This window comes from Candidatus Acididesulfobacter guangdongensis (assembly GCA_004195045.1).
Classification (GTDB): Bacteria; SZUA-79; SZUA-79; order Acidulodesulfobacterales; family Acidulodesulfobacteraceae; genus Acididesulfobacter; species Acididesulfobacter guangdongensis.
Genome location: SGBC01000003.1, coordinates 449558 through 464883 on the forward strand (window position 1 = coordinate 449558; position 15326 = coordinate 464883).

Annotated in this window: 16 protein-coding genes; 1 reads left to right on the top strand and 15 read right to left on the bottom strand. The window is 32.8% G+C overall.

Translation table 11 applies throughout. From position 1 onward, the window contains the following. Positions 1-18: 18 nt before the first annotated feature. The 4 genes from EVJ46_08350 to flgF form a co-directional block, all read right to left on the bottom strand. A complete protein-coding gene (locus EVJ46_08350) occupies positions 19-786 on the bottom strand; it encodes a flagellar basal body L-ring protein FlgH (protein RZD16188.1) in 768 nt (255 codons plus the stop codon). Positions 787-992: 206 nt separating this feature from the next. Next, positions 993-1985: a flagellar basal body P-ring formation protein FlgA gene (gene flgA, locus EVJ46_08355; protein RZD16189.1), complete on the bottom strand. Its 993-nt coding sequence runs from the start codon at positions 1983-1985 to the stop codon at positions 993-995. A gap of 86 nt (positions 1986-2071) precedes the next feature. Continuing rightward, positions 2072-2827 carry a flagellar basal-body rod protein FlgG gene (flgG, locus tag EVJ46_08360; GenBank protein RZD16242.1) on the bottom strand — a complete coding sequence of 252 codons (756 nt, stop codon included), beginning with the start codon at positions 2825-2827 and terminating at the stop codon, positions 2072-2074. A 355-nt stretch (positions 2828-3182) separates the two neighbouring features. Then, on the bottom strand, positions 3183-3959 hold the full coding sequence (gene flgF, locus EVJ46_08365; protein RZD16190.1) for a flagellar basal-body rod protein FlgF: 777 nt from the start codon (positions 3957-3959) through the stop codon (positions 3183-3185). 518 nt (positions 3960-4477) lie between these two features. Between flgF and EVJ46_08370 the strand changes: the two genes are divergently transcribed. Next, entirely contained in the window at positions 4478-5209 is a 732-nt protein-coding gene (locus EVJ46_08370) for a hypothetical protein (GenBank protein RZD16191.1), read from the top strand. 44 nt (positions 5210-5253) lie between these two features. Here the strand turns inward: EVJ46_08370 and EVJ46_08375 are convergent, their stop codons facing one another. The 11 genes from EVJ46_08375 to EVJ46_08425 form a co-directional block, all read right to left on the bottom strand. Beyond that, on the bottom strand, positions 5254-5523 hold the full coding sequence (locus EVJ46_08375) for a flagellar biosynthesis protein FlhB (GenBank protein ID RZD16192.1): 270 nt from the start codon (positions 5521-5523) through the stop codon (positions 5254-5256). Then, positions 5510-6397 (bottom strand): hypothetical protein, encoded by an 888-nt coding sequence (locus EVJ46_08380; protein ID RZD16193.1) that lies wholly within the window; start codon positions 6395-6397, stop codon positions 5510-5512. The genes EVJ46_08375 and EVJ46_08380 overlap by 14 nt, the downstream gene beginning before the upstream one ends. A gap of 137 nt (positions 6398-6534) precedes the next feature. Beyond that, positions 6535-6921, bottom strand: coding sequence for a hypothetical protein (locus EVJ46_08385; protein ID RZD16194.1), 387 nt, complete (start codon positions 6919-6921; stop codon positions 6535-6537). Between the two features lie 237 nt (positions 6922-7158). Beyond that, the gene (locus EVJ46_08390; GenBank protein ID RZD16195.1) at positions 7159-8052 is read right to left on the bottom strand and encodes a chemotaxis protein CheW; all 894 of its coding nucleotides are present in this window, start codon (positions 8050-8052) and stop codon (positions 7159-7161) included. 5 nt (positions 8053-8057) lie between these two features. Beyond that, positions 8058-8870 carry a ParA family protein gene (locus EVJ46_08395; protein RZD16196.1) on the bottom strand — a complete coding sequence of 271 codons (813 nt, stop codon included), beginning with the start codon at positions 8868-8870 and terminating at the stop codon, positions 8058-8060. 167 nt (positions 8871-9037) lie between these two features. Beyond that, positions 9038-9532 (bottom strand): chemotaxis protein CheW, encoded by a 495-nt coding sequence (locus EVJ46_08400; GenBank protein ID RZD16243.1) that lies wholly within the window; start codon positions 9530-9532, stop codon positions 9038-9040. Between the two features lie 140 nt (positions 9533-9672). Beyond that, entirely contained in the window at positions 9673-10836 is a 1164-nt protein-coding gene (locus EVJ46_08405) for a chemotaxis response regulator protein-glutamate methylesterase (GenBank protein ID RZD16197.1), read from the bottom strand. A gap of 43 nt (positions 10837-10879) precedes the next feature. Further along, on the bottom strand, positions 10880-13279 hold the full coding sequence (locus EVJ46_08410) for a chemotaxis protein CheA (protein ID RZD16198.1): 2400 nt from the start codon (positions 13277-13279) through the stop codon (positions 10880-10882). Between the two features lie 132 nt (positions 13280-13411). Next, positions 13412-13777, bottom strand: coding sequence for a response regulator (locus EVJ46_08415; GenBank protein RZD16244.1), 366 nt, complete (start codon positions 13775-13777; stop codon positions 13412-13414). A gap of 220 nt (positions 13778-13997) precedes the next feature. Continuing rightward, positions 13998-14396, bottom strand: a complete 399-nt coding sequence (locus EVJ46_08420; protein ID RZD16199.1) for a response regulator — start codon at positions 14394-14396, stop codon at positions 13998-14000. Between the two features lie 54 nt (positions 14397-14450). Then, positions 14451-15314, bottom strand: coding sequence for a protein-glutamate O-methyltransferase CheR (locus tag EVJ46_08425; GenBank protein ID RZD16200.1), 864 nt, complete (start codon positions 15312-15314; stop codon positions 14451-14453). Between the last annotated feature and the right edge of the window lie 12 nt (positions 15315-15326).

Here is a 15326-nt window from a genome sequence, read left to right on the forward strand (position 1 = left end):
ACTGATAATAGAAGATTATCAGAAAGGCCACAAAAAATTCATGAGACGGTACAGCCACCCCGTGCCTTCCTGCCAGTTGACCGGACCTTGACCGTTAATCCATATTCTTTCATCGGCAAGCTGACTTGAAATAATAGTATTAGCCGGAGTTATGTCAACAGGTCTTGCAATTCCTTTAATTAAGATATATCTTTTTTCTCTATTCAGAGACACTGTTCGTTCTCCTTTAAGTTCAAGGTTTCCGTTAGGATATACTTTCACAACCTGAGCTTCTATAGTGGTAGAAATCTGACCTGAATCCGTCACGCCTCCTCCCCCGTCAAAACTTTCTACATTAGAGCCTGAATATCCGGTAGGTTTTGACGTAGAACTGCCGAATGAAAAACTGCCGTTGCCGGATGAATTTTTTGACAGCGTAGTGCCTGAAGAATCTTGAGCCGAAGTCTGGTCGTTAACAATTATTGTTACTATGTCATTGAGCGTAAAAGCGGTGTTATCGGTAAACAGATTTGCTCCAGATGCCGACCCAGTCCACAGAGAACCGGCTATTTTTTTGTGTATTATAGAATTTTTTGACGTAGGCTTAACATAGGTCGGAGGAATCATAGATTTAGGCGGCGTTATATTGCCGGCGCATCCGCTTAAAGTAAAAGATAATCCTGTAATCATCATTACCGCAAATATAATTTTATTTCTATGTTTCAACCGCTTCATTTTATTTGATATATTAAATAAACCGCTAAATAACTTATTGAATAAATTATTGAATAAATTTTTATTTATCATAATCTTCCTGCGCCCTCTCTTGTCTCATGATTTTAGCTTATATATATACTTCAGGTTTAGTCTTTGCTTCAACATCAACTGAATAAAATACATTATTTATTGTATATAGCTTACTGTACGCAGTCTGCTATACCTTAATTTTTCCTATGTTTTAACTATTTTATCAATTAAATCTTAATTGTCTTATCTTAATTATAGTATCTTAATTATTTTACAATAACAGATGAATCTGTTTTAACTATCCCTGAAATTATACTGCCTGATTCAAGGTTTTTGACTCTTATGATCTGACCGTAAGCTCCTGCCTGTAAGGCTATCCCTCTCATCTTAATATTTATTCCGTATTTTTTATAAACTATGGATACAATATTTCCAAAATTAATAATTCTTTTCCTTTCTGAATTTATTTTAGTAATGGGCATATTTTCGGATATAAAAACGGCGGCTTCTTTCCCTGCAGTTTTATTCACGGAAAAATTATATCCTGCATAGATATTTGAAATATTAATCTTTTTAATCATCAAATCGTTTTTGCCTAAAATCTGAAACTTTCCGACAGGACGGGAAGCAACTACGACAGGAGCCGTTATTGCCGTATTGAAATCGGCATAAAACATATCAATAAGTTTGCCGTTTTTTTTATTTATTATTTTAATAACAGCAGTATGCATACCTGCAAAACCCTGGTCGTAGAAATTATACCTGACTATATAAAAATTATGTTTATTTTTAATTATGCTATTAATTTTATTTAAATTATTTATTGACAGCCTGAAATTTGAAATTTGCATATATTTGACATAATTTTTATATCCGGATGGAATGCTCATAAAAAAAGATCTGATTATATTCTTTTTTAAACTGTTAAACGAAAGATAAGTCGCTGATATAGAACCCTTATGCCCCTCGCTTTTAATTTCAATATGCTTAATATGCTTAATGTTCCTGCTATACTTGAAGTTATCAATATTATTGCCGGCAATTGTTTTGCCTGATGCATAAGCAGTTGCGGAACAGAGAAAACAAATAATAAATGCGAATGCGTATGATAAAAAAATTATGATTAAACCGATATTCGGCATTAATTTAAATATCGGTTTGACCGGTTTAAAAGGGATACTGTTAAAATTTTCAATTTTATCTTCCAAACCGCAATTATTCATTTTATTTATTATTCTAATTAATTTTTTAATTATCATAATGAACTATCATCAAGATGCTTTCTAACCGCAATTATTCATTTTATTTTAATGTCATTATTTGCAGTTATTATAAATAATTACTATTACGGCACTAAAGATGCGGCAGTCTGAAGCATCTGATTAGCAATGGTAATAGCTTTTGAATCTATCGTATAGGCATTTTGCGCCGTAATCATAGATACCATCTGTCCGACCAGATTGACATTAGACATTTCCAAAAATCCCTGCTGTATAGTTCCTAAACCATTCTGACCGGGCGTTCCAACCTGGGGCGCGCCTGAAGCAGATGTCTGAAGATACAAATTGTTCCCTATACTGTTTAAACCGGCAGGATTAATAAAATTAGTCAATGTGATAGTTCCAATCTGAACAGGATTAGTTTGACCAGATACGGCAGCGGAAACTGTACCATCATTAGATATACTTATAGACGTAGCATCGGGCGGAATTGTAATAGGAGGAACTAATGCGTCTCCGTTGGCGTTTACTAATTGACCCTGCGAATTAGTCTGTAAAGTTCCGTCTCTCGTGTAGGCGGTTTCACCGTTTGCCATCTGTATCTGAAAAAACCCCTGTCCTTCAATAGCTAAATCAAGAGGATTTGAAGTCTGCTGCATATCTCCCTGGGTAAATTCTTTTTCTATGGAAGAAACTTTAGAACCCAGACCTATCTGAATTCCTGTCGGAACCTGGGTATATTCTGATGAATAAGCCCCAGGCGATTGCACCGTCTGATAAAAAAGGTCTTCAAAATTAACTCTGGATTCTTTGTATCCGGTAGTATTTGTATTTGCAAGATTATTCGCTATATTATCTATTTCAATCTGCTGTCCTTCCATGCCGGTCGAAGCCGTCCATAACGCTCTCAATTTAAATCCTCCTCTTTTTGTTTCTTCAGAATAAATATTTACTTACTTCTGTTATTTATATTTATTTTATTTTTATGTAATATGTAATATTTATTTGTATTTATATATATTTATTAATATTGTTTTATTTATATTTCATCATTAACTTCATTAATTTATATTGCAGTTTATATTGCTTTATTAATATTTCTTCATTAATTTATATTGCAATTTATATTGCTTTATTAATATTTCTTCATTAATTTATATTGCAATTTATATTGCTTTATTTATATTTTTTACATATTTGACATATTTATTTTTTTATATCTCTTATATTTTGCAGTTATACAGGCGCTCCTACAGTGTTTATTGCCGTGCTGTCAACTTGCGAATACGATTTTAAAACATTCATCATAGTGGACTTTGTCTGACTTATATCTATAAGTTCCACCATATTTTTTATTTCATTTACGTTTGATTCTTCTAAATACCCTTGTGTAATATCGGCATTGTCGTTAAGCACAGGTTTTCCGGATTTTTTAGTCTCTGAAAATAGATTGCCGCCGTTTCTGGATAATAATTCGGGATTTTTAAAATCAACAATACCTATTTGACCTGCATATTCATTTTCATCTGTCTGCGGATTTAAAATATTGATAATGCCGTTTTTTGAAATTGTAATATCAGAACCCCTTTCCGTAAGGCTTATCGGTTTTCCATTGACACCGAGCACAGGGTATCCTTCCTGCGTCACAATCTGATTTTCGCCGTTAAGCGAAAAAGCTCCGTTCCTTGTATATTTCACCCCGTTCGATGTCTTAACGGCAAAAAAACCGTCTCCCTGAATAGCCAAATCCAATCTGTTGCCAGTATGTTTCAGCGAACCCTGTGAAAAATTGTTATAACTGTAAAGCATTATCGGGTACTGGTTATCCGCAAGAGGTGTTTTGTCGCCGGCATTTTCAGCACTTATAGCTTTTTGAGATAAAAAATCACCAAATACCGAACCTTCGCTTTTATATCCTACCGTGTTAATATTAGCAAGATTGTTAGTTACAATAGCCATTTTTTTACCTTCGGATATTATGCCGCTCAAATTAATATACAGTCCGCCGTTCAATTTTACGCCTCCTTGCTAAAATCTGTTAAATTCTTAACATCCAGTTAAATAGAGCTAAAATTTTACACAATTATAATTATGCAATAACTATGCCATTAATTTCAGGAAATTATTTCTTATATTTTCCGTTTAATTTTTGTTTAAGTTATGTTTAAGAAGATATAATAGAAAAAATTTCCATATTTACATCTATAAATATATAGCGGTTAAAGGACAATTTTAAACTGCAACTTTTTTTATTAAATTTATATTTACTGCAAAATAAATAAGTCTTAAATGTTTGCGCAAAATTTAAACTGTAATTTTATTTTTTAAATTGATATTATATATGAAGATAATTTATAATATGTGTACTATTTTCTATTTTCATAATATTTAAAATTTATACATAGGTAAGTATGCCCTTAATTACAGACTTAATAAATAGACAAACAAATAAATAAATAAATAAATAATTTATAAAATTAGTGTCCGTTCCTAATTATCAAAAAAAATAAATAAATAGAAATATAATATATATGTTTGACCTTAAAAAAATTAAAGAAAATCCCAATGTCAGTATTTTTTCCAGAAAAAAAGAAATATTAACAATTTTAAGGAATTTTGCCAAAACAAAAAAGAATTTTATAATCTATCCGTATTCCCCTGATTTAACAGGCTCGCAGGCTAACAATGATTACTCTTCGGAAATTATAAACGTTGACGAGGATATTATCACTATCGATTCGCTGATGCCGAAGAACGGGAATTTGAAGATGCTGTCTTCAGCATATCTGAAAGTCAGTTTTCATTTTAATGACAAGGAACATTATTTTTTATCCAAACTCTACAATTTTGCGGAAGAAAATAATTATTTTAATTTTAATATATACACGCCGTTAGAAATTTATTCAATAGAAAAGAGAAAATTTTTTAGAATAGAACCTGCTATATCCGAACCTATAAAGATAACATTTTTTTGGATAAATAAAGTGCTGAGTTTTAATGTTTTTGACATTTCAGGAGAAGGTTTTTCATTTTTATCTGATTTCAGTTTTGAGAAATATACAGTGATAGAAAACATGAAATTAGAATTCCCAAAACTTCCTTCTATTACTGTAAGAGCGGAGATTAAAGTTTCCATACCTATGAATTCTAAATATAAAATAGGCGTGCAAATAATAAATATAAAACCTGCGCAGCAGGACATAATGTTTAAGTATATCTTTAAAAGACAGAGGGAACTCGTTGCAAAAGACAGAGGTCTATAAACATTAAATCAGTATATCCTGATTATAATTTATTTTTAACTTGCCTATAATTTATTATTCAGTTTATAGATAAATGCAAAAATATGAGCTACAACTTTATAAAGTTCTGGAGGTATTTCTTCGTAAATTTCAAGCTTATCCAAAACCTCGGTTAAGCCTTTGTTTTCTATTATAGGGATGTTGTTTTCTTTTGCTATCGCTTTAATTTTTTCGGCTAATTTACCTTTTCCTTTTGCGACAATTACCGGAGCTTTATTTTTGTCTTTATCATATTTTAAAGCTGTGGCAAAAGGTTCTTCTTTACGCCTGTTCATTGATTATACCGCCAAATTCATTGTCAAATTCTTTTTTAGACATATTTTTATTAAATTCAATATCTTTTAATATAATATTGTCCTTGAGAAGTTCTTCTTTTAACATATTTATATTTTGTTTTATGAGTATTTCAGCAGTTTTTGAAAATGTTTTAAAATTTAAAACTAAATTGCGATTAAAATAGTAAGACGACAATTTTAAAAGACCTAACGGTTCGATTTGAAATTCGACCAAAAAGAAATAACCGTAAGAATTTAATTTATTTTTCTTAGCTGAATCTTTTCCTATGTCTTTTTCTTCTTTTCGCGGCGCTATTAATACCGAAATAAAATCAGCGGGATTAGACATAGCAAAATTTAAAATTAATGTATTATTTTTAATATCTGTTGTTAAGTTGTTAATATTTAAATTTAAGTTTAAATTTAAATTATTATCAATTAACGATGTAAGATTTTCTTTTATGGAATTTGATATATTTTCTGCAGTTGCGCTAAAAAGTTTTAAATTATTTTCATCTAGTGATTCGTTAATTATTTTGAAAATCACGTCGCTTCCGTTGACGGACTCGGCGCTTAACCGCAGATTAAAATTTTCGTTAGTACTGGAACCCTCGCCTGCAGCTGCGGACATTTTAAACTCGTCATAGACGGACTCAGGTATTTCAGCTTTGAATAATTTTCCGTTAAAGGATAAAATGCCTGTGAATGATGCATCGGATATCTCTGCGTCTATTAATTTAACATCTAAAATATCATTTGGCTTTATTGAATCTAATAGATTAGTTAAACTTTTATTAATTAATATTTTTGAAATATTAATATTCGCATCAGAATTTATTCTTCCGATAGCATTATTATTTTCGGGTAAATTCATTTAAGTAAGGATGCTATATTTTTATGCGCTGATATGATGAATATACTGCAGCTATTAGTTTTTATATTACCAATTATTAGTTTATGTGAGTAGCTTTGCTTTATGGAATATACTGACTGCAAATTTTAGTTTTTATATTATGCCATAATATTAATATGCTGCCGCTTATTATCATCTTTTTTATTTAAGTTTTCTTGATTCTTATCGGTATTAGTCATTGCGCCTTCGCTATCATAGGCTTCACCTTCTAATTCGGATGCTTCATCGTCATAAGCCCGTCCTTCTCCATTATCTTTTTCTGTATCTTCTTCGCTGTCTTCGCTGTTTTTTTTATCGCTGTCGTCGATAGGTTCTAAAACCTCGTCGGCTTCGTTTACTGATTCGGTTTTTTTAATTCCGGCGCTATTATTATTTTCATTTGAAATAGTATTGGCGTTTATTGCAAAAGTCTGAGGAGTAGCGGCAACTTTTTCTACTAAAGAGGCATTGGTTATAATCTGCTGAATTTCTACTATGCCTTCCATAATTTATATAATATATTATTATATATAACATATCATTACATATAATATAATAAATACTTATTATTATACTATATAAAAGAACGAAAAAGGTGTCAGACACCTTTTTTTTCCTAATTCTTGCAAATATTTTCTTTGTTAATTGCTACACGAAAAAGGTGTCAGACACCTTTTTCGGTCAGACACCTTTTTCGAAAATGTTAAATAGCCGTATTATTAAAATGCAGGTTTAATTCCTATTTAAGATTTTAAATAATTATACAAGTTCTGCATTTCAATTATTGAGGAAAATTTACCGTCCTCATTTTCAAACAGTTTATAGGTCAGATTTTTTGAATTTTTATATTTAATAATATTAGGCGTCATAAGTTCCTTGTTTTTTATCTTTTTTATCGTACCTGCATTGTCAATGCATAGACCGAAATTTTCTTTATTAAATGAACATATAGCTATATATTTAAATCTGCCATTTTTACCTTTACCGAATAAAGCCTCACTGCCGTCATTGCATCCATATACATAGCTGCTGCTGGAATAATAAGAATTAACCGCAAAAAAATCGTATATCGGAATAGCGCTGCCCCTATAATTAATTAGACCTAAGAGTTCTATTTTTTTTGTATATAATTTAAAAGGTTCTGTATATCTGATAATTTCAATAATATTATCAACGGAAAAAGAAAGATAAGAATTATTAACATTAAAACTTAGATATGTAATTTCTTTTTCAAGTTCATTATCGACAGAAAGTTTCCTGAACGTATTTTTGTTTATACCGCTGCCGATATCGGCATCGGTATAAATATCACTGCAGGGTGTTAATATTTTTTTAACCGGATAAGTGTAAATGCGCGCGCCGCCTTCCTCAGCTTCCGCACCTTCGTCCGAATATTCGCCCTCATCATCGTTCTCGATGTTTTCGTATGACAGGGCCTGACTTAATTTTGAATTATTTAGCGATATGACGTTAGAATTGGGTTTTATTGCAGAAACTTCACCATTTTCCTTCGCACCGATTTTTTTAATTATACCGCTCTTGCCGATATTGCTAACGGGAGTCAGCAACTTATCAATCCATGGGCTTATAATATCTGGCTCTTTTGTAAAATTCTCAGTTAAAAAACTATTCTGCATCTTATTTATTCCTCCTCTTGCGCAGTTTCTGCAGAGACACTTAAAATTTCACGTGCTATATGCAGATAATCCATAGAACCGCGCGATTTTGCTTCATAGTAAGTTAAAGGCTTTTTGACAAAACTCGCGTCTTTAAATTTTGTATCAACATTTATGTAGCTGTCGAAACTATTTTCTTTATAATTGCTTTTAAAGTAATTTAATGACTTGGCTGACGAATTTGTTCTTTTGTCAAACATAGTTATTAAAAGTTTATAATAGCACTTGACATTAAGCGCCTGCTCCACCTTTTGTATAGTTTTTATAAGCAGCTCAACCCCTCTTACAGACAGATAGTCAGCTTCAACCGGTATTATTATGCCGTCGCACGCTGCTATAGCGCTTATTAAAAGTACGCTTAGCGCCGGTGACGAATCTATTATAACATAATCGTAATAATCCGGCAAATACTTTAATTTTTCTTTTAACTGCAGTCCTCCGCCGTTAGAAGCGGAAAGATTAGATTCTATTTTTGCAAGATTAATATTAGAAGGTATAATATCAATACATCCGCCATCCTTAATCTTATATTTTTTTATAATAAACCGTTCAATATCGGAAGAGTCTGAAACCAGCAAACTGCCTATAGAATTTTCAACCATTTCCGGTTCAATTGCCAGGTGTGCCGTCAAACTTGCCTGAGGGTCAAGGTCTATGAGTAAAACATTTTGTCCTAAAACAGATAAGGAACTGGCAAGAGTTAAAGCCGTGGTAGTTTTACCTACCCCTCCTTTCTGATTTGCAACTGCGTAAATAAACGGTCTTTTTTGACAAATCATATCATTATAATATATATGAAATTATCTATTCAATGCATTTAACATCTTACATCACCAATAATCCGCTTTTTTAAGAATTTAACATCTTTAATCACCAGTCGCCGGTCTGTCGCATAATAAATTAATATTTTATTTAATATCTATGCGCCGCTCTACAGCAAAGCAATTTATTTAACAGCCGACTCGATTAAATTGTGTTCACCGGCGGTAAAAATTTTATCTATATCAAGAAGTATAATTAATCTGTCGTCAAGTTTGCCTACGCCTTTTATATAATCGGAATCCAGACTCGCAACAAGCGGAGGAGGCGGCTGGATAGTATTTGAATTTATACGCAAAACCTCGGACACGCTGTCAACTATCAGACCTATTGTTTTACCCAATATATTTACGACGATAATCCTTGTGTCTTTTGTTGATTCTTTTAAATTTAAGTGAAATTTTTTCCTTATATCTACTATCGGAATAACTTTACCTCTAAGATTTATAACTCCTTCAACAAAATTTGGCGCTTTAGGAACTTTGGTAATTTCCACCATCCTGTTAATTTCCTGAACCTTTAATATATCAAGCGCAAATTCCTCACTGCCCAAAGTAAATGTGACCAATTGCATTATCGCATCCACGCCCGTATTTTCATCGGCTTTCTTACTGTCGGGCATCTTAACCGTTTCTTGCTCCATAAAAACCTACCTCCTATTTTTTTAATGTTTAATGGGGACAGCTGCCATTTTTTTAATTATGGACACACGCCTATTTTTTAACACTTACTGTTTTTTATTTTTTTATGCGCTACATTTTTCTATTTACTTTCTCTTATAATCTCTTCGGCTATTTTATATATCGGAAGGACTTTATCTACAACACCGGCATCCACTACCGCTTTAGGCATACCGTAAACTACGCACGTCGCTTCATCCTGAGCGATTGTGCTTCCTCCGTATTTTTTTATAGCCGACATCCCGTCTAATCCGTCGGACCCCATACCGGTAAGCATTACCGCAATAGATTTTTCGTGATATTCCTCAGCGACAGATTTCATCATTACGGTAACGGAAGGTCTATTGATAAGGTCTTTAGGTTCTTCGGAAATAAATATCCTGACACCGTCTTTCCCGTCTCTTCTGATACTCATATGCTTATCGCCCGGCGCAAGATATGCCACACCCGGCTTAATAATTTCGCCTCCCTCGGCTTCTACTACTTTTATATGAGAAATACCGGAGAGTCTCTGAGCAAACGGACCGGTAAACGCCTTAGGCATATGCTGAACCAGCAGCAGCGGAAACGGAAAATCCGCTGGAAGCAGCGGTATAACCTCCTGTAAAGCCTTAGGTCCGCCTGTGGAAGAACCGATGGCTACTATTTCTTTTTTGGCATACAATCCGATATTCGGTTTAATATTACTATTACTATTACTATTGCTATTGCCATTATTATTGCTGCCGTTATATAGTGTTTTGGCTGTAATATCTTCGCCGTACTTTGTTTTATTATTATCCGATTTAAATAAAATATTATCGTGATTTTCAAATGACGGCTTTACCTTATAGATAACCTTATTAGCCGTAACAGCTCTGATTTTTGAAATCAAATCATCCTTGACCTTTAAAATATTTAATGAAACATTTGAAAGATTTTTAGGTATATAATCGACCGCTCCGTAATCTAATGCGTCAAGAGTTGCTTTAGCCCCTTCTTCGGTAAGTGAACTAAGCATGATAACCGGCAGCGGATTTTTTTTCATTATTATTTTAAGAGCCGTCAAACCGTCCATTTTAGGCATTTCAATATCCATAGTCACAACATCCGGCTTTAGATCTTCCACCTGCTTAACGGCATCTTCTCCGTCTTTCGCCTGACCGATTACTTTTATATCATTTTCATCTTCAAGCAAAGAAGATATCGCCCTTCGCATAAATGCGGAATCGTCAACGATAAGAACCCTAATAATTTTTTCAGGCATTTAAATCCTCCATGCGTAATAAACTAAATATTAAATACTTAAATTATCTTTTTTGTAAAACATCTATCATTGAAGCAATGTCCATAATAAGAACGACTTTTCCGTCACCGGTAATAGTCGCTCCCGATATACCTTTATATCCGAATTGATAGTCGCCTAATGATTTTATAACAACCTCTTCCTGTCCGTAAAGCGTATCAACCACTATACCTATTCTTTTTTCTGCAAGGGCTACGACAACCACATAAACTTCTTTGCCTGACAGAGCTTTTTTATCCGCTGCCGGAGAATTCCCTGCTGATTGCAAAGGTTTATTCTGAGAAGCTCCGACACTGAATTCTTCGCTTAAACGCAATAAAGATAAAACAGATTTTCTTAAATTAATCACTTCATGATTGTCGATAGTTTGTATTGAAGACTCGGGTATTCTTAACGTTTCTACAACAGAATTTAAAGGAATCGCAAATACTTCATCTTCTACTCCGATTATCAGCGTTTGAATTATCGCAACGGTTAAAGGAAGTTTCAGAATTATATCGGAGCCCTTGCCTTTTTCTGATTCTATGTCTATTATGCCGTTTAGTTTTTGAATATTAGTTTTGACGACATCCATGCCGACTCCTCTGCCTGAGATTTCAGTTACTTTGTCTTTCGTGCTGAAACCGGGGGCAAAAATAAGACTCAACGCATCTTTATCTGAAATAGACGCGGCTGTTTTATCGTCAATCAGTCCCTTTTCGACTGCTTTTTTTCTTAAAATATCCGGGTCCATTCCCTTGCCGTCGTCCGATACTTCTATAATAATATAATTTCCTTCATGTTCGGCAGACAGATTGATAGTTCCGGCTTTAGATTTCCCTGCTTTTATTCTATCTTCAGGCATCTCTATGCCATGGTCTATGCTGTTTCTTATAAGATGCACAAGCGGGTCTCCAATTTCTTCAATCACAGATTTGTCTAATTCCGTCTCTTCTCCTGCAATGTTTAATTCTATCTCTTTGCCAAGTTCTTTAGATAAATCTCTTACCATTCTAGGAAATTTACTGAATACTTTTTTAACCGGCTGCATTCTTGTTTTCATAACGGCGAGCTGCAGGTCCGTAGTTATGAGATTTAAATTTGAAACAACCTCTATAAGAGTATCGGTAAATTCATCCTCAGGATATTTAAGTTCCAATTTAGAAGCAATATTAAATATTCTATTTCTGGATAGGACTAATTCGCCGACCAAGTTCATTACATTATCCAACCTTTCGACATCAACCCTTATCGTAGTTTCAACAGGCGCCGTAACGGCTGGATGTATCTGCTGCATCTGGGGCTGCGGTTGAACTGACGCCAATACCGGTTTTTTAATTTCAGATGAAACAGGTGTCTGCGGCGGTTCTTTCTTTAAAGTTTGCTTCTCTGCTTCGGCAATCTTTACCGTTTTATTTAAATTTTCCGTCTTATTATTATTAATAATTTTATTTGCATCATTGGAATTATTAATAATGTTTAAGCGGTCTGCCCCGTCAATTTCGTCCTTCTTGTTTACCGCGTCTGATTTGTCTGTTTCTTTAATATTTATATTTTTATCGGTTATATCGGCAGAAACATCGGCATTATTTGATTTTACGCCATCATGTTCCTGCTCTTCGTCTTTTTCTTGTTCTTGTTCTTTTTTTTCTTCTTCTTCTTTTTCTTTTAATATTTGAGATAATTCATCCGGAGACATCAGATTATCTTCTAATAAAATATCCCCTAAATTTCTGACTTTCCGTTTTGGATGATGTTTTTCGCTGCCGGTATTGCTGCCGCCTGCAGGAATAGATGATTCTTCTATATTTTTTTTATTGTTATTCTTGCTATTATCATTATCACTAATCTTGCTATTATTATCATTAACATTAACATTAGCTTCAGTATTGGCAATGTTGTTATCTATATTCTTATTATTTTCGGAAGATTCAGCTTCCTGCGGACTTATATTATTATTCGCCGTTCCAAAATTACCTTCTGGGGGTTTTATCTCTTCAGTCCTCTGTTCAGCCGCCGTTTCTTCAGTTCGTTCGTCCGCCGCAAGCTGATTGAGTTTATGAATAATCTCTTCATTGTCAAAATTCCCTTCTTCGCCGGAGTCATTAATGTTTCTGATCATAGCCGTCAAAATATCCATAGTTTTAAGCAGATAATCCATCATATCCGACGTCAGTTTAATTTCGCCCTGTCTTAATCTGTTTAAAATATTTTCGGCGCTGTGCGCGAGTTCAACGAGATTCTGAAAGCCTAAGAATCCGGCTGAGCCTTTAATTGTGTGAGCAGCTCTGAAAATAGTATTTAAAAGCTCTTTATCATCTGGATTTTTTTCCAGTTCAATAAAATTTTCGCTTAAAGAATCAAGTAATTCTAACGCTTCTTGAACGAAATCGTTAATAATTTCTTTCATTGAATCGTCAATCATAAATAACCTCAAAAAATTATTGCATTAATTTTATAAATTATAACTATATACTATTATCATTTTATGCAATCATAAACCGAGTGAATCGCCTTACCTCGCTCACGGCGGTTTCTTGTTTAAAAATATTAAATTTTAATCCGGAAATATTTTTTCTATTTTTTCCTGAAGCACTTCGGCTGTAAACGGCTTGACAATATAATTATTAACGCCTGCTTTAACAGCCTCTACGACATTTTCCTTTTTTGCTTCGGCTGTGACCATTAAAAACGGAATATCTTTTATGCCATCGGTAGCTCTGACGGCTTTCAGGAGCTCTATGCCGGTCATTTCAGGCATATTCCAATCGGACACGACTAAATCATAGCTGTTGTCGTTTAATTTTGAAAGCGCCACTTGTCCGTTTTCAGCTTCGTCTATGTCGCTGAATCCTATCTGTTTTAATATATTTTTTATTATCCTTCTCATCGTAGAAAAATCATCAACAACAAGAATCTTCATTGATAAATCTAATGCCATAAGTTTTAGCTCCTTAAAATTTTTTACAATTTTAAACAATAAAACATTTTGTAATAATATAATATTTTAAAAATTACAGCGCGATTTATTATACTGCATGGTAAACCATAAATCGGCATAATTTAAAAATTAAAATATATATCAAAAAAAAGATAATAAATAAATATATATTTTAAAATATTATAACAAAATATTAATATAATCAATCAATATTTAATGCTTTTTTAGAAATTTTTAATAATTCCGATTCCTTAAACGGTTTTTGCAGAAACGCAAAACAGTTTTTAATCTCGTCTTCTCCGGGTTTCATTGAAGACATAAGTATTACCGGAATATTTTTAGTATCTTCATTTTCTTTTAAATTTTTTAAAAGCGTAATGCCGTCCATCTGAGGCATATTGAGGTCGGTAATAATAAGGTCTATATCATTTTGAATAGCTATTTCTAAAGCTTCAAATCCGTCTCCTGCCGTCAGCACCTTAAAACCTTTTCCGACAAAAGACAGAGACAGCAGCTTAACGACAACGATTGAATCTTCAACTATCAGAATAGTCTTAGTATTTGCGCTTTTATCAACATTTCTGCCGCTCTTATTTTCCATATTTTTAATTAACCGAATATTTATGCATAATAATTAAATTGAGCATTAAATAAATTATTCTTTTACGTAAAGAGGCGTTTTTCCGAAACCTACCAATTTAAATGAACTTGAAATAAAATGCAAAGATTCAGAGTGCCCTAAAAATAAATAGCCGTTCTTTTTTAAAGAATCGTACAAGTTTGATATAACAACTTTTTTTGAATCATTATTAAAATATATTATTACATTTCTGCAGAATATTATATCAAAATTCCCTATCTTTTTAATAGAATCAAAATTTATCAGATTAATATTATAAAAACTTACCATATTTTTAATATTATTTCTAACCTGAAATTGTTCATTGTCTACTTTGTCAAAATATTTTTCTATCAGTCTCGGTTCGGTATTTCTCAGCGTGTAGCTGCCGTATATTCCTTTTCTTGCGGAAGATAACGCATTTTCGCTGATATCGGAACCTATAATTTCAAAACTGAATCCTGCAGGAATTTCATTTAAATGCTCCATAATTATAATTGCAAGAGTAAAAGGTTCTTCTCCTGTTGAACATCCGGCGCTCCATATTCTTATTTTTTTTGAATAATTTACAGGCGATTCTTTAATTTGTTTAAGTATTTCTTTTAAAACATCGTCTTCAAAGACTTTTAACTGAGGAACGTCCCTGAAAAAACTTGTTTCATTTGTCGTAATACTATTAAACAATTCCTTTATTTCATCGGATTGTTTAGCGGAATATTTAAGAAGATAAAAATAATCCTCATAATTTGCCAAATTGAGGTCTGATAATCTTTTAGACAGTCTTGTCTCTATCAGGTATTTTTTCTGCTCACTGTAAAATATTCCGGTGAGCTGATATATAAGGTCTCTGATTTTACAAAATGTTTCATCGTTTAAATTTATATTTGAAGTATTCTGCATCAGTTATAACGT